The 25,366-nt window shown below is 67.0% G+C and carries 23 protein-coding genes; 14 read left to right on the top strand and 9 right to left on the bottom strand.

Features of this window, described 5'->3' with window-relative positions; translation table 11 throughout:
- Position 1 precedes the first annotated feature (1 nt).
- Genes AC3B6A_RS13035 through AC3B6A_RS13025 form a run of 3 tightly spaced genes read left to right on the top strand, consistent with a single transcriptional unit; the run spans position 2 to position 3,682 of the window.
- The gene (locus AC3B6A_RS13035; protein ID WP_488403276.1) at positions 2-1,537 is read left to right on the top strand and encodes an efflux transporter outer membrane subunit; all 1,536 of its coding nucleotides are present in this window, start codon (positions 2-4) and stop codon (positions 1,535-1,537) included.
- The gene (locus tag AC3B6A_RS13030; RefSeq protein ID WP_488403275.1) at positions 1,534-2,658 is read left to right on the top strand and encodes an HlyD family secretion protein; all 1,125 of its coding nucleotides are present in this window, start codon (positions 1,534-1,536) and stop codon (positions 2,656-2,658) included. Before AC3B6A_RS13035 ends, AC3B6A_RS13030 begins: the two co-directional genes overlap by 4 nt.
- 4 nt (positions 2,659-2,662) lie before the next feature.
- Positions 2,663-3,682 (top strand): DUF2955 domain-containing protein, encoded by a 1,020-nt coding sequence (locus tag AC3B6A_RS13025; RefSeq protein ID WP_488403588.1) that lies wholly within the window; start codon positions 2,663-2,665, stop codon positions 3,680-3,682.
- Here AC3B6A_RS13025 and AC3B6A_RS13020 read toward each other — a convergent pair.
- Entirely contained in the window at positions 3,666-5,411 is a 1,746-nt protein-coding gene (locus AC3B6A_RS13020; RefSeq protein WP_488403274.1) for a SulP family inorganic anion transporter, read from the bottom strand. The genes AC3B6A_RS13025 and AC3B6A_RS13020 overlap by 17 nt on opposite strands.
- Positions 5,412-5,738: 327 nt before the next feature.
- Here AC3B6A_RS13020 and AC3B6A_RS13015 point away from each other — a divergent pair, with 327 nt between their 5' ends.
- Entirely contained in the window at positions 5,739-6,500 is a 762-nt protein-coding gene (locus AC3B6A_RS13015; protein WP_488403272.1) for a hypothetical protein, read from the top strand.
- Between the two features lie 109 nt (positions 6,501-6,609).
- On the opposite strand, the gene AC3B6A_RS13010 is transcribed toward AC3B6A_RS13015, so the two are convergent.
- On the bottom strand, positions 6,610-6,987 hold the full coding sequence (locus AC3B6A_RS13010; RefSeq protein WP_488403271.1) for a DUF167 domain-containing protein: 378 nt from the start codon (positions 6,985-6,987) through the stop codon (positions 6,610-6,612).
- Between the two features lie 613 nt (positions 6,988-7,600).
- Here AC3B6A_RS13010 and AC3B6A_RS13005 point away from each other — a divergent pair.
- The 5 genes from AC3B6A_RS13005 to AC3B6A_RS12985 all read left to right on the top strand — a co-directional run bounded on the left by AC3B6A_RS13005 (position 7,601) and on the right by AC3B6A_RS12985 (position 12,988).
- On the top strand, positions 7,601-8,119 hold the full coding sequence (locus AC3B6A_RS13005) for an RNA polymerase sigma factor (RefSeq protein ID WP_488403269.1): 519 nt from the start codon (positions 7,601-7,603) through the stop codon (positions 8,117-8,119).
- Entirely contained in the window at positions 8,116-9,075 is a 960-nt protein-coding gene (locus tag AC3B6A_RS13000) for a FecR domain-containing protein (protein WP_488403267.1), read from the top strand. The genes AC3B6A_RS13005 and AC3B6A_RS13000 overlap by 4 nt, the downstream gene beginning before the upstream one ends.
- Positions 9,076-9,248: 173 nt before the next feature.
- The gene (locus tag AC3B6A_RS12995) at positions 9,249-11,627 is read left to right on the top strand and encodes a TonB-dependent siderophore receptor (protein WP_488403266.1); all 2,379 of its coding nucleotides are present in this window, start codon (positions 9,249-9,251) and stop codon (positions 11,625-11,627) included.
- A gap of 60 nt (positions 11,628-11,687) precedes the next feature.
- Positions 11,688-12,818, top strand: coding sequence for a PepSY-associated TM helix domain-containing protein (locus AC3B6A_RS12990; RefSeq protein WP_488403264.1), 1,131 nt, complete (start codon positions 11,688-11,690; stop codon positions 12,816-12,818).
- A complete protein-coding gene (locus AC3B6A_RS12985; RefSeq protein WP_488403262.1) occupies positions 12,815-12,988 on the top strand; it encodes a hypothetical protein in 174 nt (57 codons plus the stop codon). The genes AC3B6A_RS12990 and AC3B6A_RS12985 overlap by 4 nt, the downstream gene beginning before the upstream one ends.
- 141 nt (positions 12,989-13,129) lie before the next feature.
- Here the strand turns inward: AC3B6A_RS12985 and AC3B6A_RS12980 are convergent, their stop codons facing one another.
- The 3 genes from AC3B6A_RS12980 to AC3B6A_RS12970 form a co-directional block, all read right to left on the bottom strand.
- Complete coding sequence (locus AC3B6A_RS12980) at positions 13,130-13,549, bottom strand: group II truncated hemoglobin (RefSeq protein WP_488403260.1); 420 nt, start codon at positions 13,547-13,549, stop codon at positions 13,130-13,132.
- 299 nt (positions 13,550-13,848) lie between these two features.
- Positions 13,849-14,358 carry a ProQ/FinO family protein gene (locus tag AC3B6A_RS12975; protein ID WP_488403258.1) on the bottom strand — a complete coding sequence of 170 codons (510 nt, stop codon included), beginning with the start codon at positions 14,356-14,358 and terminating at the stop codon, positions 13,849-13,851.
- 270 nt (positions 14,359-14,628) lie between these two features.
- A complete protein-coding gene (locus AC3B6A_RS12970; RefSeq protein WP_488403257.1) occupies positions 14,629-15,558 on the bottom strand; it encodes a malate dehydrogenase in 930 nt (309 codons plus the stop codon).
- Between the two features lie 527 nt (positions 15,559-16,085).
- Here AC3B6A_RS12970 and AC3B6A_RS12965 point away from each other — a divergent pair.
- From AC3B6A_RS12965 to AC3B6A_RS12945, 5 genes are all read left to right on the top strand, one after another.
- Positions 16,086-17,072 (top strand): alpha/beta hydrolase, encoded by a 987-nt coding sequence (locus AC3B6A_RS12965; RefSeq protein ID WP_488403255.1) that lies wholly within the window; start codon positions 16,086-16,088, stop codon positions 17,070-17,072.
- A gap of 186 nt (positions 17,073-17,258) precedes the next feature.
- Positions 17,259-18,170, top strand: a complete 912-nt coding sequence (locus tag AC3B6A_RS12960; RefSeq protein WP_488403253.1) for a LysR family transcriptional regulator — start codon at positions 17,259-17,261, stop codon at positions 18,168-18,170.
- 122 nt (positions 18,171-18,292) lie between these two features.
- Entirely contained in the window at positions 18,293-19,486 is a 1,194-nt protein-coding gene (locus tag AC3B6A_RS12955; protein WP_488403252.1) for a CaiB/BaiF CoA transferase family protein, read from the top strand.
- Positions 19,483-20,421 carry a hydroxymethylglutaryl-CoA lyase gene (locus AC3B6A_RS12950; RefSeq protein ID WP_488403250.1) on the top strand — a complete coding sequence of 313 codons (939 nt, stop codon included), beginning with the start codon at positions 19,483-19,485 and terminating at the stop codon, positions 20,419-20,421. The genes AC3B6A_RS12955 and AC3B6A_RS12950 overlap by 4 nt, the downstream gene beginning before the upstream one ends.
- Before the next feature lie 89 nt (positions 20,422-20,510).
- Positions 20,511-21,842 (top strand): MFS transporter, encoded by a 1,332-nt coding sequence (locus AC3B6A_RS12945; RefSeq protein WP_488403248.1) that lies wholly within the window; start codon positions 20,511-20,513, stop codon positions 21,840-21,842.
- A 73-nt stretch (positions 21,843-21,915) separates the two neighbouring features.
- Here AC3B6A_RS12945 and AC3B6A_RS12940 read toward each other — a convergent pair whose 3' ends face one another.
- The 4 genes from AC3B6A_RS12940 to AC3B6A_RS12925 all read right to left on the bottom strand — a co-directional run bounded on the left by AC3B6A_RS12940 (position 21,916) and on the right by AC3B6A_RS12925 (position 25,359).
- Positions 21,916-22,368: a DUF411 domain-containing protein gene (locus tag AC3B6A_RS12940; protein ID WP_488403247.1), complete on the bottom strand. Its 453-nt coding sequence runs from the start codon at positions 22,366-22,368 to the stop codon at positions 21,916-21,918.
- Positions 22,369-22,382: 14 nt separating this feature from the next.
- On the bottom strand, positions 22,383-22,655 hold the full coding sequence (locus tag AC3B6A_RS12935; protein ID WP_488403246.1) for a heavy-metal-associated domain-containing protein: 273 nt from the start codon (positions 22,653-22,655) through the stop codon (positions 22,383-22,385).
- A gap of 94 nt (positions 22,656-22,749) precedes the next feature.
- Positions 22,750-25,029 carry a heavy metal translocating P-type ATPase gene (locus AC3B6A_RS12930; protein WP_488403586.1) on the bottom strand — a complete coding sequence of 760 codons (2,280 nt, stop codon included), beginning with the start codon at positions 25,027-25,029 and terminating at the stop codon, positions 22,750-22,752.
- Positions 25,030-25,110: 81 nt separating this feature from the next.
- On the bottom strand, positions 25,111-25,359 hold the full coding sequence (locus tag AC3B6A_RS12925; RefSeq protein ID WP_488403244.1) for a DUF2933 domain-containing protein: 249 nt from the start codon (positions 25,357-25,359) through the stop codon (positions 25,111-25,113).
- Positions 25,360-25,366 lie beyond the last annotated feature (7 nt).

The raw sequence follows: 25,366 nt of genomic DNA, 5'->3' as shown, positions 1-25,366 counted from the left end.
CATGCCCAAACGCGTCACACGCTGCACACCGATCCTCCTTGCCCTATTGGCCGGCTGCACCCAGGTCGGCCCGGACTTCCAGCCGCCGCAGGCCCCCTGGCTGGGCGGCTGGGACACCCCGCTGCTGGAGCAGGCGGGGCGCACTGCGGCCACCCCGGACCTGCGCCAGTGGTGGACGGTCTTCGCCGACCCGACCCTGGATGCGCTGATCGCCGAGGCCGACGCCCACAACACCAGCCTGCGGGTGGCCGGCCTGCGCATCGCCGAGGCGCGCGCGCAGCTGGCCATCGCCCGGACCGGGCGCTATCCGCAGCTGCAGCAGATCCGCGCGGAAAGCCTCTACCTCAAGCAGGACCAGTCCGGCGCCCCAAGCGCCCGCGACTCGGTGTTCTGGCAGTCCAGCACCGGCTTCGACATCGGCTGGGAAATCGACTTCTGGGGCCGCTTCAGCCGCGCCATCGAATCCGCCGACGCCGCCTACTTCGCCTCCGAGGCCAACTACGCCGACGCCATGGTGCTGCTGCGCGCGCAGGTCGCCGACAGCTACTTCGGCCTGCGCACCGCCGAGGCGCGCCTGGACATCGCCCGGGACAACGCCAGGCGCCAGGAGCGCAGCCTGGAGATCACCGAGCGGCTGTTCCGCCACGGCGAGAACGACGAGCTCGACTGGCAGCAGGCGCGCACCCAGTACCTGGCGACCCAGGCGACCATCCCCGAGTTCGAGAACCAGGTGAACGCCCTGCGCAACGTGCTCTGCGCGCTGCTCGGACGGCCGCCTGGAGCGATGCCGGAGCTGGCCGCGCGCCACGGCCAGCTGCCGCTGCCGGACCGCGCGATCCTCCAGGACGTGCCGGCCAGCCTGCTGCAGCGCCGCCCGGACATCCGCGCCGCCGAACAGGCGGTGGCGGCACAGTCGGCGCAGGTCGGGGTCGCCGAGGCCGACCTGTATCCGTCGATCAGCCTGCTCGGCAGCATCGGCTGGAGCTTCGTCTCGGCCAACAACCTGCCCGACAGCTTCGACCTCGCCGCCGGGCCGAGCCTGATCTGGAACCCCTTCGACTACGGCAAGCGCAAGAACGCCGTGCGCGTGCAGGACGCGCGCCTGCAGCAGCTGATCGAGCTCTATCAGCAGGACGTGCGCGAAGCCGCCCGCGAAGCCGACGACGCCGCCAGCGGCCTGGTGCGCTCGCTGCAGAGCGCGGGCATCCGCGACCAGGCCTCGCAGGCGGCGCAGCGCTCGCTGAGCCTGGCCAGCTCGCAATACCGCGAGGGCTTCGCCGACTTCCAGCGTGTGCTCGATGCCCAGCAGCTGCTTTTGCAGCAGCAGGACGGCTACCTGGTCAGCCGGGGCAACGCGGTCAGCAGCCTGGTGGCGCTGTACAAGGCGCTCGGCGGCGGCTGGGACAGCCAGCGCGCGCCCATCGACGCGGCGACCCGCCAGCAGATGCAACAACGAACCGACTGGGGCGACCTGCTCGACGAGCCCGCCCCGGCAACCCAGGACACCCGCACCTCCGGACAAGGAACACAGCAATGAGCGACGCCGCCGGCACGCCGCCCGCGCAACCGAAATCCCCTGCCCCGGCCAAGTCCGCCCCCGACCGCGGCATGCGTTCGGTGCTGCTGCTGATCGCCGTCAGCCTGGTCTGGTACCTGCTCGCCGACCGCTTCACGCCCTACACCCAGCAGGCGCGCCTCCAGGCCTACGTGGTCCCGGTGAGCGCCGAGGTGGCCGGCCAGGTGAAGCGCGTGGCGGTGGGCAACAACCAGGAAGTGCGCAAGGGCGACGTGCTCTTCGAACTGGACCAGGAGCAGTACCAGATCGCCCTGCAGCGCGCCGAGGCCGACCTCGACGCGGTGCGCCGGCAGATCGGCGCCAGCACCGCCGGCATCGACTCGGCCCGGGCGGCGCTGGCCGCGGCGCAGGCCAACGAGCGCAAGGCGCGGCAGGACGCCGAGCGCCTGCAGCGGCTCTATCAGGAAGACCCGGGCACGGTCTCCGTGCGCCGCCTGGAAGGCGCCCAGGCCACCCGCGAACAGGCGGCCAGCCAGGTCGCGGCGGCCCGCGCCGAGGTCGAGCGGGCCCGCGAGCAGCAAGGCGGCCACGATGAAGACAACGCCCAGCTGCGCAGCGCCACGGCGAACGTGGCGAAGGCGCGCCTCGATCTCGCCCGCGCCACGGTGCGCGCCGACTCGGACGGGCTGATCACCGACCTGCGCACCGACGTCGGCCACTACGTCGGCGCCGGCAGCCCGGTGATGACCCTGATAGCCATCCACGACCTGTGGATCAGCGCCGACATGACCGAGAACAACCTCGGCCACCTGAGCACCGGCGCGCCGGTGCTGGTGGTGCTCGACGCCCTGCCCGGCGAGTTGCTGCACGGGCGCATCCGCAGCATCGGCCACGGCGTCAGCGTCGGCCAGAGCGCGCCGCCCGGCACGCTGCCGACGGTGCAGAACAGCCGCGAGTGGCTGCGCTCGGCGCAGCGCTTCCCGGTGATCGTCGAGCTGGACCGCGACCAGCAGGTCGACCCCGCCGGCCTGCGCGTGGGCGGCCAGGCCGAGGTCATGGCGCTGCCCACCGAGGGCAATCCGCTGAACCCGCTCGGCCGCCTGTTCATGTGGCTGATGAGCTGGCTGTCGTATGCCTATTGAGCCCATGTTCCTGGAGCTGCGCCGCCGGCGCGCCCTGCGCCTGGCCTGGGGCACCGCGCTGTGCCTGGCCGTCAGCTTCGGCCTGGACCTGCCGGTGCCGATCCTGGCACCGGTGTTCGCCGTGCTCCTGCTGGCCATGCGCGCCCAGCCGCTGCCGTTGCGCGCGGCGCCGCTGCTGGCGCTGCTGGTGCTGCTCAGTTGCGGCAGCGGACTGCTGCTGATCCCGGTGCTGCGCCACGCCCCGGCCAGCGGCGTGCTGCTGGTCGGCGTGGGGCTGTACTGCGTGTTCCGCTACGCCCTGCGCGGCGGCAACGGCCTGGTGGCGAACCTGCTGGTGGTCGGCCTGAGCATGATCGCCGCGGCGGGCGCCAGCGACTTCACCCTGGCCCTGTCGGTGGTCGAGGCCATGGCCAAGGGCATGTTGCTGGCGACCCTCGGCAGCGCCGTGGCCCATGCGCTGTTCCCCGAGCCGGCCAATGCGCCGGTGCCCCCTGTCCCGCCGCTGCCGAGCGACGAGGACATCGGCTGGATCGCCCTGCGCGCCACCCTCATCGTGATGCCGGCGTTCCTCCTCGCGTTGATCGCGCCGGACCGCTTCATGCCGCTGATCATGAAGTCGGTGAGCCTCGGCCAGCAGGCCGGCGAAACCCGCGCGCGCCACGCCAGCCGCGAGCTGATCGGCTCCACCCTGCTCGCCGGGCTGCTGGCGATCCTGCTGTGGAGCGCCCTCAGCCTGTTCGTCCACCTCTGGATGTTCTTCCTCTGGGTGCTGCTGTTCACCCTCTGGCAGGGGCGCCGGCTCTACGCGGCGGTGGCCAGCCGGCGGAGCCCGGCGTTCTGGGTCAGTTGCCTGAGCACCATGCTCATCCTGCTCGGCCAGTCAGTGCAGGACAGCGCGGCCGGCCAGGACGTCTACCGCGCCTTCGCCGTGCGCATGGCGCTGTTCCTCGCGGTGTCGATCTACGCCAGCGCCATGCTGGTGTGGATCGACAGCCGCCGCGCGCGGCCTAGGGCTGCCAGTTGATCCCGGATTCCTCGAGGTAGACGTCGACCGCCGCGCCGACCGTGGGGTGGAAGGCGCTTTCGCCCATGCGCTCGAAGAGTTCGAAGCGCTTCATCTTGTCCTTCACCGGGTCCTTCATTTCCGCGAACTGCAGCTCCACGCCGCGCGCCTCCAGGGCCTTGTCCAGCTCGGCGAGCATGTCGGCGGAGGTGATGTCGATGCTGGTCACCGGCTCGGCGGCGATCACCAGGCGCTGCACCGGCGTGGGCGAGTCGTCGACGGCTTTCAGCACCTGGTTCTGGAACTCCTCGGCGTTGGCGAAGAACAGCGGCGCGTCCCAGCGGAACAGCACCAGCCCGGGGATGAGCCGGGCCTGCGGGTAGCGCTCCACGTCGTGGTAGCCACGGGTGCCCTCGACCCGGCCGAGCACCGCGAAGTGCGGGCGCCAGCCGTCCCAGAGGAATTCGATCACCGAGATCACCACGGCGATGCAGATGCCCGGAATGGCGCCGAACACCGCGACGCCGACGAAGCAGGTGAAGGACAGCCAGAACTCCCATTGCTGCATGCGGAAGATGCGCTTGAGGTCGGCGAACTCGAACAGGCCCAGCGCCGCCGCGATCACCACCGCGGCCAGCGCGCTGCTGGGCAGGTGCTGCAGCAGATTGGGCGCCACCAGCAGCAACAGGGTCACCGCCAGCGCACCGACGATGCCGGTGAGCTGGGTCTTCGAGCCGGCCGCCTCGGCCACCGGCGTGCGCGAGGCGCTGCTGCTGATCGGGATCCCCTGGAACAGCCCGGAAGCGAGGTTGGCCACGCCCAGGCCGAACATCTCCTGGTTCGGGTTCACCGGCGTATTCATCCGCGCGGCGTAGGTGCGCGACAGCACGCTGGTGTCGGCGAAGGACACCAGCGCCACCGCGACGCCACCGAGCACCACGCTCACCAGGTCGATGTCCGTCACCCAGGGGAAGGAGAAGGAAGGCAGCCCGCGGGGCAGCTCGCCAAGCACCTTGACGCCCAGGCTGCCGAGGTCGAACAGGCTCACCGAGAGGGTCGCCAGGATCACCGCGATGAGGATGCCCGGCAGGCGCTGGTAGGGCTTGAGCAGCAGGATCAGCACCAGGCTGCCGGCCCCCACCGCGAAGCTCGGCCAGTTGGCGCGGCCTTCGAGCAGCACCTGTCCCAGGTTCCAGATGTCGCGCAGCGGGCCGTGGCTGTCGATGGACAGGCCGAACAGCTTGGGCAACTGGCTGATCAGCACCGTCAGGGCGATGCCGTTCATGTAGCCGTAGCGGATCGGCTTGGACAGCAGTTCGGTGACGAAGCCCAGGCGCAGCAGCCCGGCGACCATGCAGACCACCCCGGAGACCAGCGCCATCAGGCTGGCGATGGCGATGGCCCGCTGCGGGTCGCTCGCCGCGTACTGCACCACCACCGCGAGGATCGGCGCGGCCAGCGCCGAGTCCGGGCCGAGCACCAGAATCCGGCTGGGGCCGAACAGCGCGTAGGCCAGCAGCGGCACGATGGTTGCGTACAGGCCGTAGATCCCCGGCACGCCGGACGCCGCGGCGTAGGCGATGCCCACCGGCACCAGCATGGTGGTCAGCACCAGCCCGGCGGCCAGGTCCTTCGCCAGCCAGGCCGGCTGGTAGTGCCGCAGGGTGACGAGCCCGGGCAACCAGCGTTGCCAGTCGAAGCCTGATCGTTGTTGCGTTGCAGAGGGTGCCGAGTGGGGCGTGTCGGACATGTAGGGGGGAACTCCTGAGGATGGGGACTGCGCTCTGTCATGGCTGCCCGTGCTGCGGGCGAATCCGTCATTCAGCGTAGATCAGCATCCGCTCCAGCCGCCTGCCCAGACCGCCGCGCCAGGCAAATATTGCCTCGGCGCGGGCGCCGGAATTGAGCACTCACCATCATCGCAAGAGATCACCGTCGCCGGGCTGCATTATTCGTTGCCCGGACGATACCCGGCCGAGCCGGGCCGACCTATGCTTGCGTTCCGGAAGGTCGGCTGCAACGCGGCGCAATGCCCGATGTCGCCTGCCAGCGCCCATGGTCTACAAGGAGAGACTTAGTGATTCGGACCCGGTCGATTATCGCAGCTTGCTTATCCGCGACACCCCTCCTGAGCTTTGCGCAAACCCCGGACGAATTCCTGCAAGGCCGCATTTACGAACTTCGCCGCGAGACATCCGCGCCGTCGTGCCACGAATGGGCTTCAGGCCTGCCGAACGGCGTCTGGGGCAATGCCGGCGACTATGGCCAGAAGACCGCGACGCTGACGGACAACGGCAAGGTCCTGATCGCTTCGGCGATCTACACGCCCACTGGCGAGAAGGTTTCCCATCGCTTCTACAAGAGCAGGGCGTCCTGCATGGCAGAGCTCTCAGGAAGACCTGCCGCCCCGCCGGCCGGAAAGACCATGCCAGCCTCTGCAACGACCGGGTCCGATATGGGAACGCCCAGCTATGTCGACAGGCTGCAGCGGGACTTCGGCAAGAGGATTCACTACGACTCGCCCAAGGCCGCGGAGCTGGTCAGGAAGATCAACATAGACTGCGGCGCCAGGGACGGACGCTATCTACCGCTGCACAACGCCTTGCTCGCGCGGCTCAATGAAGCCAGCGAGCCGGACGCCTGGATGGAAACGCGCGTGGCCGACATGGGGAACGGCATCAGGGTGTACGACAGCGTTCATCTGAAAGATGGAAAGGAACTCACAGCTCGCTTGACCATGGAGATCAACGAATGGGGCGGCGTGAAGACCTATGGAGTCCGCCCCAAGGCTCTCTCGGATGCCTGTTTTGGTTCCTATGGGCCGATCTGGAAGTTGTGACTTCTTCTCTCGCCGGGCAAGCACCTGCATTGACGGCATCGGAGGCAAGGGGTCGTCTGTCGGAAGACGGACCCGCTTGAGCGAAAAGTCAGGCCATTGGCATGGCGCCTCAAGGCAGGGGCGATGGACGCTCATTCTGTTCTGACAGTTCCTTGGAAATTACTGCCGGAAGCCTCTTCGGTGACTTGATACGCAACTGCTTATTGACGTTGAACCGGCCGAACACCACGACAATATCGTTAACTGATACTTCAAACTCTTCCGCAAGAAACCTGACCATGTGATCGGTCGCCCTGCCGGCGACCGGCGCAGCTGTGACGCTGATATTGAGTTGCTTTCCTGTGGCCTTGCCAATCGCATCCCGGTTGGCGCTGGGCTTGCCAAGGACGTTAAGAACGAGTGTTTCTCCATCCCAGCCACAAAAGGACGAAATTTCCAGTCCCTTTCGGGGGGTGTTTTTCCGGGGCTTCGATTCTGATTTTTTCACTTTCGACTCTGACGAGGGATCTGCGGCTGTGACTGGCCAGTAGATCGCTGCTTTGGACTATTGATACTCGCGTGTGTGCCACTGGCGGAGGAGGAAGATGGTCTTGCCCTGGACCTCGTAGCGAATTTCGTACCGGGCACCCAGGACGCGGGGAACATCCCGGGGCGCGAACGCTTCCAGCCGTTCACCCAGTCGGGGGGTGGTGAGCAGTCGGCCCGATGCGTTCGTGATCTGCTGGACGGTCAATCGGGAGCGAAAGCTATTCGCTCCTATGGTAGGCGATTTGAAATGATTAATAGTGAATCGATGTTTGTCGCTTCACCCCGTCACTTTGGGGTATGGCCATCACGCGGTCGATGACAGCTGAGCGTACCTGGCCGTTCTCTGCCCATCATGTTTACAACGCGTAATCGAACTGTTCCTGCGCCTTGACGAACGCCGCTTCCACGCCAAGCGGAACGACGAGGCGGCGCCCTGTCGCCCTGACACTCCCTCCTCCCGACTACCACCCATAGCCTCACGCCGATATTCGATTGCGGCCTATGGTCAGCCCCTGACATAATTGCGAATAATTCTTAATGACTCCTTTAAATTCTTCTCAACGAGGTCAGTCGTGTCGGCCGGGAATTCCACGAACCAGCAGCTGGTGAGCCTGCTCTATCGCGATCATCGCGACTGGCTGTTTGGCTGGCTGCGAAAGACGGTGCATTGCCCTCACCGGGCCGAGGACTTCAGCCAAGACACCTTCCTGCGCCTGCTCGCCCGCCCGAACTTGCAGCCGCCAAAGGAGCCCCGCGCCCTGCTGGCCACCATCGCAAGGGGGCTGCTGGTGGACCAGTTCCGCCGAAATGACCTGGAACGCGCCTACCTGGAAGAGCTGGCCCACGCGCCCGAATCGCTGCACCCCGGCCCCGAGGAACAGACATTGATCCTGGAGAGCCTGCGGGAGATCGACCGCCTTCTCGGCCAGTTGTCCAGCAAGGCTCGCGCAGCCTTCCTCTACAACCGCCTCGACGGCCTCGGCCACGCCGAGATCGCCCAGCGCCTGGGCGTCTCCACGTCCCGGGTTCGCCAGTATCTGGCCCAGGGCCTGCGCCAGTGCTACATCGCCCTTTATGGAGAACCGCTATGAGCCGCGTCTGCACACGCGTCTTGGACGAGGCCATCGCCTGGCAACTGTGCCTGGGCTCCGGCGAGACCACCGAGCAGGAACGCCATGACTTCCAGCGCTGGCTGGCCGCCCATCCGGACCACGCGCAGGTCTGGCAACAACTCGCCGGCATCGACCATCAGCTGTCCGCCGCCGCCCCGACGCCAGCCCGGCGCGCGCTGCTGCGCAGTGGCGGCGTGAGGCGGCGAAACTTGCATCGGATTGGCACAGGCACCCTGTGCATGGTGCTGGTGGCGGGGCTCGGCCTGGCCCTGCTGGCTCAACAGCGCCCGCTGGGGGACTACCTGGCTGACGAGATGACCGCCAGCGGCCAACATCGGGAACTTCTCCTCGCGGACCACACTTCGGTGCAACTCAATAGCCGCACCGCCCTGGACATCGACCTCGACGGCTCGCAGCGCCGGCTCTACCTGCGCAGCGGGGAAATCCTGGTGCAGACCGGCCACGGTGACTCGCGCCCCTTCATCGTGGAAACCGAGCAAGGACGCCTGCGACCGCTGGGCACCCGCTTCCTGGTCCGCCATGACGGGGAAACGACCCAACTGATCGTGCTCGAATCCGCGGTGGCCGCCCAACCAAAGAGCGGCTCCGGGGAACGGCTAATCCGCGCCGGCGAGCAGGTCAGCATGACCCGGCAGCATCTGAGCCAGACCAGTGCAGCGCCGGTGGGCGCAGAGGCCTGGAGTCGTGGACTGCTGGTGGCGGAAGACATGCCACTGGCCCGGTTGATCGCCAGCCTGGGCGAGTACCGCAGCGGGTACCTCAGTGTCGATCCGGCGGTCGCTGACCTGAAGATCAGTGGAGTCTTCCCACTGAACGACAGCGACAAGGCCCTGGCCGCCCTGCCCCCCAGCCTGCCGGTGCGTATCGAGCGTTTCAGTGACTGGTGGGTACGCGTGGTACCGGCGAAGGACTGACACTCCTCGGCCATACCCGGCGTTCATGACCGTGCAGTGGGCGGAAACTCACCGCCCACTGCATAAAAAGTCCCAGGGACGGGATCGGAAAATTTTCACCGTCCCCTGTCACTTTTCGAATCTGCTTCGGCAATTGGGCATTGAGACGATTTCTCGGTTAGGAGATATTCGCAATGCACCACATCGCCATCCCATTCCGCCACACGCTTCTGGCCATGGCCATCAGCCTTGGCAGCCTGTCCACCCAGGCCCTGGCTGAAATCTACCAATTGCCACCGGCTCCCCTGGCCAACACGCTCAACCGCATTGCGGTCCAGTCTGGAATCGTCCTCAGCATCGATCCCGCCTTGACCGCGGGCAAGACAGCGCCTGCCATCGAGGGCGATTTCAATCCGATCCAGGCCCTGTCCCAGGCCCTTCAGGGCAGCAGCCTGCGTCTGGTGCAAAACGGCGCCGACAGCTACAGCCTGGCCCCCGTTACCGACGAGGTCATGAACCTGCCCGAGATGGACATCAACGGCAGCCGCAACGCTGAAACCGCCTGGGGCCCGACCCCAGGCATGGTCGCCACCCGCACCGCCGCTGGCACCAAGACCGACACCGCAATCAACGAGATTCCCCGTTCCATTTCGGTGATCACCCGCGAACAGCTCGACTCTCGCCCCACCCTCAACCTCAACGATTCGCTTCGTTACACCGCGGGCGTGATGAGCAGCGGCTACGGCGCCGACTCCCGCGCCGACTGGCTGAGGGTGCGCGGCTTCGTGCCCACTCAGTTCCTCGACGGCCTGCCGCTGCCGGTGGGCTCCTTCGCCAACCCGAAGATCGAGCCCTGGAACCTCGAGCGCATCGCCGTACTGCGCGGCCCGGCCTCCTCCGTCTATGGCCAGACCCCGCCCGGCGGCCTGCTGGACATGGTCAGTCGCCGTCCCCAGGACGAGCAGGCCAACGAGGTGAAACTGCAGGCCGGCAGCAACGAACACAAACAGATCTACTTCGACAGCACCGGTCGCATCGACAACGAAGGCCAGTTTCTCTACCGCGTCAGCGGCACCGCGCGCGACAGCAACTCGCCCATCGATCACATCCCGGACAAGCGCTACAACATCGCACCGAGCCTGACCTGGAACATCAACGAAGACACCCGCTGGACCTTCCTCTCGCAGTACACCCGCGACGACACGGGCATCACCGGCCAGTTCCTGCCGCTGCTGGGCACCAGGATCGACTCGCCGTTTGGCGATATCTCCCACCACAAGAACCTCGGCGAGCCGGACTGGGACTTCTACGACCGCACCTACTACGCCCTCGGCTATTCCTTTGAACATCGCTTCAACGATGTCTGGCAGTTCCGGCAGAACCTGCGCTACACCAAGAGCGATCTGGAATTCCAGGCCGTGAACGTGGCGACCTTCAACACCATCGACGCCGATGGCAACGTCAACCGCGAATCCGGCATCGTCGACGAAGACATCAGCCAGTTCGCCGTGGACAACAACTTCCAGGCCAACTTCAGCACCGGTGAGCTGGGCCACACCGTCCTGCTCGGTCTCGACCATCAGCGTGCCAACACCAACTACCGCTGGCTCTACGGCATGGGCGTACCACCGATCAACATCAACCACCCGATCTACGGAGCCGACCTGTCCGACGTCAGCTACTTCGCCATGCAGGACTTCAACCAGAAGACCTATCAGACCGGCCTGTACCTCCAGGACCAGATCGCCCTGGACAACTGGCGCCTGACCCTCGGCGGCCGCGAGGACTGGATCCATACCGGTACCCGGTTCTTCAACCAGAACGACGCAACCAACACCCAGCGCGACGCGGCCTTCAGCGGCAACGTGGGCCTGAGCTACCTCTTCGACAACGGCATCACTCCGTACATCTCCTACGCCGAATCCTTCCAACCCACCATGGGGGCTACCGTCAGCAGCACCGAGTCGTTCAAGCCTACGCAAGGCAAACAGTACGAAGTCGGAGTGAAATACCAACCGCCCGGCACCGACGCCCTGCTGACCGCCGCCGTCTACGACCTGACCCAGACAAATGTCAGTGTCACCGAGGGCAGCGTGACCCGGCAGATCGGCGAACTGGATGTACGCGGCCTGGAACTGGAAGCCACCGCTGACGTCACCGAAAGCCTGAAGCTGGTGGCGTCCTACAGCTACACCGACAGCGAGATCAAGAAAGGGCCGGACAAGGGCAACCGCATGGCCCAGATTCCGCGCAACCAGGCCACCGCCTGGGCGGACTACACCTGGCACAGTGGCCCGCTGGACGGTTTCGGCGTGGCTGCCGGAGTGCGCTACGTCGGCGATACCTATGGCAATACCGCCAACACCTGGCTGGGCCACGTAGGCTCCTACACCGTCTACGACGCCTCGGTGCACTACGATCTGGGTCGCCTGAGCAGCGCTATGCATGGCGTCTCCGTGGCGGTGGACGCGAAGAACGTGTTCAACAAGGAATACCTGTCCACCTGCGACGGCTACTGGTGCTACTACGGCGACGAGCGCAGCGTCGTCGGCAGCCTGAACGTCAAGTTCTAAGCCTCCGTGCACGACGGAAGCAGGGCCGCCTTCCGGCGGCCCTCTCAACAGGGAACCGCCATGCAAAGCCGCACCATCCGGCGCTGGTCCAAGGTCCACACCTGGAGCAGCCTGATCTGCACCCTCTTCCTGCTGATGCTTGCCCTTACCGGCCTGCCGCTGATCTTCCACCACGAACTGGAGCACCTGCTAGGCGAGGCGCCCGAGCTGCGGGAGATGGCTCCGGACACACCGCACCTGGGCCTTCAGCAACTGGTGGAAGCCGCCCAGCGCCACCGTCCCGGCGAAGTGGTGCAGTACCTGGGCTTTGATAAGATCGCCCCCAACGAGGTGATCGCCATTACCGCCGCAACTGCCAGCACCGATCCAAACTCGTCCCACACCTTCATGCTCGACGCCCGCACCGGCGAATCGGTAGCCATGCCGGCTGCCAACGGCGGCGTGCTGATGTTCATACTGCGGCTGCACGTGGACATGTTCGCCGGGCTACCGGGCAAACTGCTACTGGCCTTCATGGGCCTGCTCTTCGTGGTCGCCATCGTCTCGGGCACGGTGCTCTATGCACCGTTCATGCGCCGCCTGAAGTTCGCCGAAGTACGCCAACAGCGCTCCACTCGCACGCGCTGGCTGGATCTGCATAACCTGATCGGCATCGTCACCCTGACCTGGGCCCTGGTGGTGGGCGTGACCGGCGTCGTCAGCGCCTGCGCCGATTTACTCATCGATGCGTGGCGCCAGGACGCGCTCGCCGCCCTGGTACAGCCCTACCATGACGCCCCGCCGTTGCGCGAGTACGCCCCGGTTGATCGAGCGTTGGATATTGCTGGTGCGGCCCTGCCCGGTATGCAGGCGGACTTCATCGCCTTCCCCGGCACGCGCTTCTCCAGCGCCCATCACTACACGGTCTTCATGGTGGGCAGCAGCCATCTCACGGCGCACCTGTGGACGCCGGTACTGATCGATGCGAGGACCCTCGAGGTGACAGCCATCGCCCAGCGCCCCTGGTACATGGATGCCCTGGCGATGTCGCAGCCGCTGCACTTCGGCGACTATGGCGGCCGCCCGATGCAGCTGCTCTGGGCCGTGCTGGACATTCTCTCCATCATCGTCCTCGGCAGCGGACTGTATTTGTGGTGGGTACGGCAACGGCGCGGAGCCGAGGCTCGCAAAGCCATGGAGCTCCCGGCATGAACTGGCGGCACTCCACCTTCGGCCTTCCGCTCGCCATCGGCGGACTCTCGGCCATCGGCCTGTTCAGCGCACTGCTGGGAGATGGCTGGTGGGATGCCATGGCCTGGCTCGGTCTGGGCATTCCCGCCGTGCTGAGCGCCTGGCCGCTACTGCAACGCCCACGTAAATAGACGCCCATCAGGGGATGATTTATCTATTTCCCGAAAGCGGATCAAACCCATTGCCAAGTGAGATGAAGCGGGGCGAGACGGGCAGATATTGGCCGGAAGGAAGCTCGGGTGGGCAACGGCCGGGCAGGCGGCGGAGGTAGCTCAGCCGTGCCGCGCCCGGCTCGCCTGCACCACCCGGTGCGCCGGCACGCGCAGTTGCGTCAGCAGGTATTCGGCGAATTCCGGCGAGAAGGGCTGCAGGGCAATGGCGCGCTCCATGCAGCCCAGCCAGGCGGCGCTGCGGGCTTCGTCGATCGGCCATTGGGCGTGGAAGGACGGGATGGAGATGGAACCGTATTTTTCACTGAACAGCCTTGGACCGCCCAGCCAGCCGCTGAGGAAGCAGGTCAGTTTGTCGCGGGACTGTTCCAGGTTTTCCGGGTGCATGCGGCGCAGGTCGGCCGCCTCCGGCAGTTCGTCCATCAGTCGGTAGAAGTCGTCGACCAGGCGGCGCAGGCCGTCGATGCCGCCAGCGGCCTGGTAGGAGGCATCGCCTGTGCCGAAGGGAAGAATGCTGCTCACGGACGGGGCTCGCTGACGTTCGGGAGCCGCATCATACTCGGCGCGCCAGCGGGTGATCAGTTGGCATTTCGTTGCGTTCCTTGAGGAAACTGGTGGGCGCCGTGCCGTTGGCGCTCACCCGATATTGATCATCCAGGGCCAGGATCATCCACGCGCGGCTATCCGGAGATGGGCGGCGATGGCTGGTGCTATCAGGTGGCCTCAACTATCTGACTACTTCTGGCCCGGACTGTATGGAAACTACGGCTGCGCTCTGCCGCTGGTCCGAAGCACGGACACGGTGCGGAGCGCGACCGAGTTCAGTCCGTGGTCTGTTCCACTGCGTTATCGGCGGCGGGGGCCGGGGTACGCGTCTTTGACTTCGCGCGATTTCGTCGGTCCTGGCCGCGTTGCCGCGAAGCCTGCTGCTTCGCATACAGCGCCTGGGCGGCCGTCACAGTGCCAACTGCTTGACCGCTCAAGTCCAGTCGCGGCGCATTCTCCACCATGCTTGCCCAGTATCGAGTTCCCCGGCACCAGGTAGAGATGCCCAGCTTGAGCTGTTCGCTGGTTAGCCCGAGCAGCTCCAGGTGTTGCTCGGCATCCTTGAGAATGCCCTCCTTGAGCGGAACCTTGGGAGCCGGGTTGACTGGGAAGGCCAATGGAAAGTGCTTCTGCAATCGCCAGATCGCTTCCACCGCCGGATCCTGGTCACGAGGCTTTGCCTGCGGGGAGGACTTCCGCTTGAGGTGTATCGCGCTATCGGCCTTTGCCTGCGCTTTTTCAGCCCGCAGGCGGTCACGTAGATCAGCTAGTTGTTCAAAACCCATCGTTCAATTCACAGCTTCGAGGTTGATTGCATGGTGCAAGATTATTCCATACAGCCCTTGGGAGCATCTGAATCTGGAAAAAGCGCCTCTGGTTTCGTGGAAACTCGCTGACCGCTTCTGGCCGGTTTCTGCCCATCACGACCGGCAGAAACCGGCCAGGCCCAGAGGCGATACGCAAGCGATGCGCAGCGAACCTCCGGGCGCTTCGGCCGGCTTCAGTTACACCACTCCCGGGGACACGATCCCCTCGAGCCCCTCAGATACCCCCACTCACAACGCTTTCATTTCAGCAATGTCACGCGCCACCTGATCGGCAGAGTGGTCGAACATCGCCTGCTCCTGCGCATCCAGAGGCAGCTCGATCACCCGCACAAGCCCCTGCTCTGCCAGCACACAGGGGACACCCATGGCAATATCCGTTCGCCCGTACTCGCCCTCGAGAATCGCGACTGTCGGCAGAATGCTGTTTCGCCCGTTGGCGATGGCATCCACCATCTGTGCAATTGCCACGCCCGGCGCATCGCAGGCGCTCCCGAGCTTCTTCAAACCCAGAATCTCACCGCCCCCCTTGCGTGTGCGCTCTACAATCCGCTCTATCCGCTCGCTGGACAGGAAGAGAGACAGCGGCACCGAACCGACCGCACAGTAGCGCATCAGCGGCACCATGCTATCGCCATGCCCGCCCAGCACCAGCGCCGTGATATCCCGAGCGGACAATCCCGTCTCCTCGGCAATGAAACACTTCATGCGCGCCGTATCCAACACCCCCGCCTGCCCGAACACCCTGTCGCGGCCCAGCGCACTGAGACTCCAGGCCCGATAGGTCAGCACATCGACCGGGTTCGACACCACCAGCACCGTCGCCGCTGGAGCATGACGATTAATATCCCGCATGATGCCGTCGAGAATTGGCAGGTTGATACTCAGTACATCCTGACGCGACTGACCTGGCTTGCGGGGCACGCCCGCCGTAATCACCACCAGCTCGGAGTCCTGCAGCATTTCGGCATTGGAGCCGCCGTGAACCCTGGTATCAGAACCCGACTCAACTGCCGCCTGCCAGACATCCAGCGCCTTGCCCTGTGCCAACTCACCCTGCACATCGATCAACATCAATTCACGACAGAACTCTTCCCGGGCGATGATCTGAGCCGCCGCCTCGCCCACCATACCCGCACCCACAATCGATAGTTTGTTCACCTCACACCTCCCAGCGGCGCGCGCCACCAGGAACACGCCTGATACAGAGAAGTATTACCCGCTAAAGCTAAAAGGCCACCCGAAGGTGGCCGAAGCTGGCGTAAAGCCGGTCGAAAGGCGAGGGATCTATTTTTCAGACTCTAACGCCCACTTTTGGCCGATCTCTGCCCGTCGCATCGCTGCACCACGCCATCGTGCGAAGAACAGGCGCGAGCAGAGTCCCGGCGGGTAGCAGGGCGGAAGCCGCTTTTGACTTCCGACATCGCCTCGTGTGGAGGTCCGAGGTGGATCGGTGAAGCGTGATCCACCCTGCCTGCCGGGCTGGCGAAGGCCACACGCTCCGCTAATGTTCGATGAGCAGAGCCTGGACTTAGGGATGGCTCCACTGGTCTGCTCGTTTCCCCGAATCCCCGTCCACTCCCCCGGATTGGAAAGGCCTGTCCTCGGCCCAACCCCGGGGCGGTTCTGTGATCGCTCGCCACGGCCGGTGGCGAGCACTCATCCAGACAGACTGAAAGGACGTCGAGATGCTTTTCATCACCAACCGTTTCCCCAAGGGATCGATCAAGACAGAGCTGGGGAGGCTGTTCGAGTTCGATCTCTCGAACAACGCCCCGAGCAACTCGGTATTCTTCTGCGAGAAGAAAGGGAAGAAAAAGATCATCGAAGTCGGTTCCATGGCCTTCATGACGCAGCTCCGCGAGTCGAACTACCGGCAGCTCCTGCTTTACATCCACGGGTTTTCCAACTTGCCCGACGACGTGTTCGCAGCCGCCGAGGAGTTCCAGGGGTTGTGCGATGGCACCTCTGCAAAAGACACGCTGGTCGTCCCGGTCATCTGGCCCTGCGACGACGACGTGGGCATCGTCCAGGACTACTGGGACGATCAGAAGTCCGCCGACTACAGCGCCGGCTCACTGGCAAGGGCACTGAGTAAGTTCCTCGAATGGCGCGAGTCTCCCCTGAACGCTCCGGACACCGCGCCCTGCCTGAAGCGCATCAACGTCCTGGCCCACTCCATGGGCAACCGGGTGCTTCGGGAAACCCTTGCCGAATGGGATCGCTACGACCTGCCCAGTGGCGTGCCCCTGATCTTCCGCAATACCTTCCTGGTCGCAGCGGACATCGAGAACGAATCAGTCCATCGCGGGAAGCCGGGAGAGCTCATCTGCGATGCCTCCCGCAATGTCGTGGTCTATTACGCCTCGGATGACCTGGCCCTGAGGGCGAGCAAGGCCGCGAACCTGAAGAACAAGATTGCCTCCAGGCGACTTGGCCACACCGGACCGGAGAACATGGAACTGACGCCCAGGAATGTCAGCGTCGTGGACTGCGACGACGTCAATACCCTCTACGACAAACTGAAGGGCCACTCCTACTTCAGGAGCGGGCTTAAACCCAACCAGCCCGGGGTCGTGTTCAAACATATCTTCGAGTGCCTGCAGACCGGCAGGCCGGTGATACAGAACCCCGACAGTCGCTCATCGGTCCTCCGGGACAACACGGAACAGTAACCGTACCGCGCTACCCAGCCGCGGCCATCCGCCCACACTGGATGGCCGCGGCCCGGGGCCCCGCGCAGTGCCCGGCAGAGCCACCGCGCTACGCCAGCAACGCGCCGCCCCCCGGCGCAAATCCCAACTCCGGCGCGTTGCGCTCTAACATATCGGGTAAGCCAAACCCCTCACGGCACCCTTCCCATGCAACTGAGCAACCTGATCCGCCGCCTCGACCTGGTCACCCTGCAGCTCTTCGTGGCCGTCCACGAGGAAGGCAGCCTGACCCGCGCCGCCGCCCGCGAGGCCATCGCCATGTCCGCGGCGAGCAAGCGCCTGAGCGAGCTGGAAGGCGCCCTCGGCACCCCGCTGTTCGCCCGCCAGGCGCGCGGCATGAGCCTCACCCCGGCCGGCGAGACGCTGCTGCACCACGCCCGGCGCATGCTCTTCGACCTGGAGAAGATCAGCCTGGAGCTGGGCGAGCACCGCCAGGGCGTGCGCGGCTACGTGCGCATGCTGGCCAACCTCTCGGCGATCATCCAGTTCCTGCCCGAGGACCTCGCCGCCTTCGCCGCGCGCCACGAGCGGATCAAGGTCGACCTGGAGGAGCGCCCGAGCAACGGGGTGGTCCAGGGCGTGCTCGACGGCGTGGCCGACCTGGGCATCTGCTCGTCCGACAGCGACACCCGCGAGCTGCTGACCCTGCCCTACCGGCGCGACCGCCTGGTGCTGGTGCTGCGCGCCGGGCACCCGCTGGCCGGGCTGGACGAGGTGGCCTTCGCCGACACCCTGGACAACGACTTCGTCGGCCTGCATTCGGCCAGCTCGATCAACATGCGCACCCATGAGGCTGCGCGGCGCGCCGGCAAAGTGCTGCGCCTGCGCATCCACGTGCCGAGCTTCGACGCGGTGTGCCGCATGGTGCAGGCCGACATGGGCGTGGGCATCCTGCCGCGCCAGGCCTTCGAGCTGTTCGGCGGCGCGCTGGGCCTGTGCGCGGTGCCGCTGAGCGACGACTGGGCCGAGCGCGAGCTGCTGCTGGTGGCGCGCGAGCTGGACGCGCTGTCGCCGGTCAGCCGCCTGCTGTTCGAGCACCTGCAGGGCACGACGGCCTGAGCCGGCGCCTCTCGGCGAGCCTTCGCGTTTGGCGAAGGGTTGTTGCCGACACAGGGTTGGTGCGCGCCGCCCGCGCTACTTAGTCTCGGCGCAAAGTCCAAGAACAACGAGGTACCGCGCACATGACTACCCCGCTCGAAGGCGTCCGGGTGCTGGAGATCGGCACGCTGATCGCCGCGCCCTTCGCCGCCCGCCTGCTCGGCGAATTCGGCGCCGAAGTGATCAAGATCGAAGCCCTGGGCCAGGGCGACCCCCTTCGCAAGTGGCGCAAGCTGCACCAGGGCACCTCGCTGTGGTGGTACCTGCAGTCGCGCAACAAGAAGTCCCTCGCGCTGGACCTCAAGGCCAGCGAAGGCCTGGGCATCGTCAAGCGCCTGCTGCGCGACACCGACATGCTGATCGAGAACCTGCGCCCCGGCGCCCTGGAAAAGCTCGGCCTGGGCTGGGACGTGCTCCACGCGCTCAACCCGAAGCTGACCCTGGTGCGCATCTCCGGCTACGGCCAGAGCGGCCCGTACCGCGACCGCCCGGGCTTCGGCGCCATCGGCGAGGCCATGGGCGGCATCCGCTACACCACCGGCGAGCCGGGCTCGGCGCCGGCGCGCGCCGGCATCAGCCTGGGCGACTCGCTGGCGTCGATGCACGCGGTGATGGGCGCCCTGCTCAGCCTGTTCAACGTCCGCGCCAACGGCGGCGAGGGCCAGATCGTCGACGTTTCCCTGGTGGAAAGCGTGTTCAACCTGATGGAAAGCCTGGTCCCCGAATACGACCTGCTCGGCCATGTGCGCGAACGCAGCGGCGGCTCGCTGCCCGGCATCGCCCCGTCGAACACCTACCGCACCGCCGACGGCGCCTTCGTGGTCATCGCCGGCAACAGCGACCCGATCTTCCGCCGCCTGATGCAGACCATCGGCCGCGCGGACCTGGGCGAGGCCCCGGAGTTCGCCCACAACGACGGCCGCGCCGCCCAGGCCGCGCTGCTCGACGACGCCATCGAAGGCTGGACCCGCCGCCACGCCATCGACCAGGTGCTGGCCGCGCTGGAAGCCGCCGAAGTGCCCGCCGGGCGCATCTACTCGGTGGCCGACATCGTCGCCGACCCGCACTACCAGGCGCGCGGCATGCTGCTCGACAGCCAGCTGCCGGACGGCACCCCGGTGCGCATGCCCGGCATCGTGCCCAAGCTTTCCGCCACCCCCGGCCGGGTCAACTGGCAGGGCCCGAGGCTGGGCGAGCACACCGACACGCTGCTCGCCGGCCTGGGACTGAACAGCGGCGAGATCGCCCGCCTGCGCGAGAAGGGGGTGGTGCAATGATTCCGGACAATCCCGATTTCCTGGTCGTGCAGGAAGTAGCACCGCGAGACGGCCTGCAGATCGAGCCGACCTGGGTCCCCACGCAGGACAAGATCGACCTGGTCGACGGCCTCTCGCGCCTTGGCTTCAGCCGCATCGAGGCGGGCTCCTTCGTCTCGCCCAAGGCCATCCCCGCGCTGCGCGATGGCGACGAGGTGTTCCGTGGCATCCGTCGCCAGGCGGGCGTCGTCTACGTCGCGCTGGTGCCCAACCTCAAGGGCGCCGAGCGTGCCGTGGCCGCCGGCGCCGACGAGCTGAATCTGGTCCTCTCGGCCAGCCAGTCGCACAATCTGGCGAACATGCGCATGCGCCGCGAGCAATCGCTGGCGGGCTTCGGCGACATCGAGCTGGCGGTGCGCGGCCGCGCGGTGAGCCTCAACGCCACCGTGGCCACCGCCTTCGGCTGCCCCTTCGAGGGCCAGGTGGACGAGGACCTGGTGCTGCGCCTGCTGGACGCCTACCTGGAACTCGGCGTGCAGGGCGTGACCCTGGCCGACACCACCGGCATGGCCAACCCGCGCCAGGTGGCGCGCCTGGTGAAACGCAGCCTGGAGCGCCTGCCGGCTGAGAGGCTCACCCTGCATTTCCACAACACCCGCGGCCTGGGGCTGTGCAACGTGCTCGCCGCCTACGAGGCCGGCGCCCGGCGCTTCGACGCGGCGCTCGGCGGGCTCGGCGGCTGCCCCTTCGCGCCCGGCGCCTCGGGCAACATCTGCACGGAAGACCTGGTCAACCTCTGCGAAGAAACCGGCATCGCCACCGGCATCGACCTGCCCGGCCTGCTGGCCCTGTCGCGGCGCCTGCCGGCGCTGCTCGGCCATGAAGTGCCGGGACAACTGGCCAAGGCCGGCCGCAACTGCGACCTGCACCCGCTACCGGCCGACCTTCCTGCCTGAGTCGCCGTGAAATACCGGGGCGGCAACGCCCCAACCAGACTACAAGAACAACAGAACCGCCCATGCGGCGGCTCGACTGGAGAAACGATATGAGTCTCGATGCTCTGCACCTGGGCGCCGCCGACGGCGCCGACAGCGAAAAGGCCCTGGTCCGCAAGGTCGCCTGGCGGCTGATGCCGCTGATCATGATCTGCTACCTGTTCGCCTTCTTCGACCGCATCAACATCAGCTTCGCCAAGTTCCAGCTGCAGGCCGACCTGGGCTTCAGCGACACCGCCTACGGCCTGGGCGCCAGCCTGTTCGTGGTCGGCTACGTGCTCTTCGAGGTGCCCAGCAACCTGATGCTGTACAAGGTCGGCGCGCGCCGCTGGATCGCCCGCATCATGATCTCCTGGGGCCTGGCCACGGCGGCCATGGTGTTCGTCAGCAACGAATGGCAGTTCTACGGCCTGCGCTTCATCATCGGCGCCATGGAGGCCGGCTTCGCCCCGGGCGTCCTGTATTACCTGACCCTGTGGTTCCCGCGGCATTTCCGTGGCCGCATCACCTCGCTGCTGTTCCTCGCCTCGGCCTTCTCCGGGCTGTTCGGCGCGCCGCTCTCCGGGCTGGTGCTCGGCCACCTCGACGGCGTGCTGGACATCCGCGGCTGGCACTGGCTGTTCCTGCTCGGCGGCCTGCCCTGCATCGGCCTCGGCCTGCTGGTGCTGACCCTGCTAAAGGACCGCGTGGAGGACGCGCACTGGCTGAACGCCGAGGAGAAGCGCCTGCTGCTGTCGCGCATCGACCCGCCCCAGGCCGCCCACGGCCAGGGCTCGCTGCTGCACGCGATCCGCATCCCCGGCTTCCTCACCCTCGGGCTGATCTACTTCCTCATCCAGGTGGCGTCCTACGGCCTGAACTTCTGGGCGCCGCAGCTGATCCGCAGCGCCGGCACCGAGAGCCCCTCGGTGATCGGCCTGCTGACCGCCGTGCCCTACATCTGCGGCGCCATCACCATGATCATCTGCGGCCGCCTGTCCGACGCCACCGGCGAGCGCCGCTGGTTCACCGCCGGGCTCATCGCCCTGGGCGCCCTCGGCTTCCTCTGCGCCGGCCTGTTCGACGACAGCACGCCGCTGCTGGTGCTCTCCCTCGGCCTGCTCGGCGCCGGGGTGGTGGCCGCGATCCCGAGCTTCTGGGCACTGCCGCCGAAGCTGCTGGCCGGCGCCGGCGCGGGCGCCGCGGGCGGCATCGCGCTGATCAACACCCTGGGCCAGTTCGGCGGCATCGTCAGCCCGGTGTTGGTCGGGCGCATCCGCGACGTCACCGGCAGCACCACCCCGGCGCTGTACCTGATCGCCGCCACCTGCCTGGTCACCGCCGCGCTGCTGCTGTTCGCCCTGCCGCAGAAGCTGCGCACCCGCGACCTGCCCAGCGCCTGATCGGGGTCACAAAAAAGGCCGCGCACCCTCCCGGGTGCGCGGCCTTTCTTCGACTACCGGAACGCGCCCGGCCTTATTCGGCGGAAGTCGCCGGATAGCTGGCCAGCACGCTGTCCTTGCCGTCGCGGGTCAGGCCGATGACCTGGTAGGCCTGCCCCACCCCGCCCATCTCCATGCCCGGCGAGCCGGCGGACATGCCCGGCACGGCGACGCCGAGCAGCTCCGGATGCTTCTCCAGTTCGCGGATCTGCGCCACCGGGACATGCCCTTCGATGAACCGGCCGTCGATCACCGCCGTGTGGCAGGAGGACAGGCGCGGCGCCACGCCAAGGCGCTGCTTGACCGCGCTCATGTTCGGCTCGACGTGATCGTTCACGCTGAAGCCGTTGGCCTCCAGGTACTTGATCCAGTTCTTGCAGCAACCGCAGTTGGGGTCGCGGTAGACGTCGATGGTGGTGGCCGCCTGGGCGATGGACGCCACCAGCAGGCCCGCCAGGGCGGTCAGTTTCAGTGCCTTGTGCTTCATGGCGCGTCTCCCGCTCACTGGCAGCGGCAGGTGCCACCGCCGCCGCAGCCGCCGGACCTGGCGCCGGCCACCGCCGGCTCCGGAAGCTCGACCTTGGCCGGGTAGCCGGCATCCTGCAGGGCCGCGATCAGCGCCCGGGCATCGGCGTCGCCGCTGACGCGCACGCGGCCGGCCGCGAGGTCGACAGCCACCTCGGCACCCCCGGTGAGCGGGGCCAGGGCGGCCTTCACGTGGTTGACGCAGGACTCGCAGGTCATGCCTTCGACACGCAGATCAACATTCTTCATCGTGCTAACTCCTTGGTAGGAAAATCTGTTCTGCCCGGGACGCCGCCTGGGCTCCGGGCCTGAAACCATGTTCGACCTTGCCATGGTGGCAAGGTCAAGCATTCTGAACCTCGCCATCGAGCGCCGCCTTGCGCAAACGCAAGGCATTGAAAACAACCGACGCCGAACTCACGCTCATGGCCAGCGCCGCCACCATCGGCGACAGCAGGTGCCCGGTGAGCGGATAGAGCAGACCGGCCGCCAGCGGGATGCCCATGGCGTTGTAGGCGAAGGCGAACGTGAGGTTCTGGTGCATGTTGCGCACCGTCGCCATGGACAGGCTGCGGGCGCGCAGAATGCCCAGCAGATCGCCCTTGACCAGGGTGACCTGCGCGCTGTTCATCGCCACGTCGGTGCCGGTGCCCATGGCGATGCCGACGTCGGCGCGCGCCAGGGCCGGCGCATCGTTGATGCCGTCGCCGGCCATCGCCACGCGCCGCCCGGCCTGCTGCAGACCGGCCACCAGCCGCTCCTTGTCCTGCGGCCGGACCTCGCCGTGCACCTCCTCGATGCCCAGCTGGCGGGCTACCGCGCGCGCCGTGGTCGGCCCGTCGCCGGTGGCCATGATGACCCGCACGCCGACGGCGCGCAGGCGTTCCACGGCCTGCCGGGAAGTCGGCTTGATCGGGTCGGCCACCGCCAGCAGGCCGGCGGCGACGCCGTCCACCGCCAGGTACATGATGCTCGCACCCTCGCCGCGCAGCTGTTCGGCCCGCGCCTGCAACGCCTCGCAGGAGACGCCGGCCTCCGCCAGCAAGGCGGTGTTGCCCAGCAGCAGGCGCCGGCCCTCGACCCGGCCGCGCACGCCGATCCCCGAGGCGCTCTCGAATTCCTCCGCCGCGCTCAATGCCAGCCCCTGCGCCCGGGCCTGCTCGACGATGGCGTGGGCCAGCGGGTGCTCGCTGCCCTGGTCCAGGCTGGCGGCCAGGCGCAGCACCTCGTCGGCGCTGAAGCCGGGCGCCGCTTCGAGGCCCTGGAAGGCCGGCCGGCCTTCGGTGAGGGTGCCGGTCTTGTCGACGATCAGGGTGTCGATCTTGCGCAGGTTCTCGATGGCCGCCGCATCGCGGAACAGCACGCCGCTGCCGGCGGCCTTGCCGCTGGCGACCATCACCGACATGGGCGTGGCCAGGCCCAGCGCGCAGGGGCAGGCGATGATCAGCACCGCCACCGCGTTGATCAGGCCGAACACCCAGCCGGGCTGCGGGCCCCAGAACCCCCAGCCGAACAGGGTGAGGAGCGCGATGGCGATGACGACCATCACGAAGTAGCCGGCGATCAGGTCGGCCAGGCGCTGCATCGGCGCCTTCGAGCGCTGCGCCTGGACCACCATCTGCACGATCTGCGCGAGCACGGTCGCCGAGCCGACCTTCTGCGCCTGCATCACCAGGCTGCCGTGGGTGTTCAGGGTGGCACCGATCAGCGCGTCGCCGGCGCGCTTGAGCACCGGGATCGGTTCGCCGGTCAGCATCGACTCGTCGACGGCGCTTTCGCCCTGCTCCACCAGGCCGTCGACCGGGACCTTCTCGCCGGGGCGCACGCGCAGGCGGTCCCCGGGGTGCACGTGGCTCAGCGGGATGTCCTCCTCGCTGTCGTCGGCATTGATCCGCCGCGCCGTCTTCGGCGCCAGGCCCAGCAGCGACTTGATCGCCGCGGAAGTCTGCGAGCGCGCCCGGAGTTCGAGCATCTGCCCCAGCAGGGTGAGCGAGATGATCACCGCCGCGGCCTCGAAGTAGACGCCGATGCGCCCGTCCATCATGAAGGCCGCCGGAAAGGCCCCCGGCGCCAGGGTCGCCGCGACGCTGTAGAGGTAGGCGGCGGCGGTGCCCAGGCCGATCAGCGTCCACATGTTCGGGCTGCGCTGGCTCACCGAGCGCACCGCGCGCAGGTAGAACGGCCAGCCCGCCCAGAGCACCACCGGGCTGGCGAGCAGCAGCTCGATCCAGTTCTGCGCGGCGCCGTGGAACAGGTTCAGGGCATGGCCGGTCATGGCCAGCAGGGTGACGACGACGGTCAGCGGCAGGGTCCACCAGAAGCGCCGGGAAAAGTCCTTGAGCTCGGGGTTCTCCTCCTCTTCCAGTTCCGGCAGCACCGGCTCCAGCGTCATGCCGCACTTCGGGCAATTGCCGGGCCCCGGCTGGCGCACCTCGGGGTGCATCGGGCAGGTGTACCAGGTGTCGGCCGCCGCTGCCGGCGGCGGGCTCTCCACGGCTTTCGGCGCGGTGGCGCCGTAGCGCCCCGGTTCCGCCTGGAACTTCGCCAGGCAGTTCTGGCTGCAGAAGCGGTAGACCTGGCCGGCGTAGTGCAGCTGGTGGGGGCTGTCGGGCTGGACGGTCATGCCGCAGACCGGGTCTTTCGTCCCGGCGGGTGCGGCATCGGTGTGCGGCATGGGCTGCGCGTGTGGGTGGTGGTGCATGGATCAGCCTCGTTCGTCGTCCTTGGGGGCGCTGCCCGTGCCGCCATGATGCGCGTGGCCGCCGTGGTGGTGGCCGAACAGGTGCATCAGGGGGCACAGCAGCAGGATTGCATAGGGCAATAGCAGGGAAATGTGGCCGTAGTGCTCGCGGGCCAGGTAGAACAGCGCGATGACCAGCAACATGCCCAGGGCGATGCCGGTCCTGCCGCGCCAGAAGGACGGCGGCAGGTTGGTCGGATGCGAAGCGTTCATGGCGATT

The organism is Pseudomonas sp. B12(2026) (assembly GCF_057767015.1).
The sequence above is the reverse complement of the archived record's forward strand: the minus strand, read 5'-3'. Positions and strand labels throughout refer to the sequence as shown.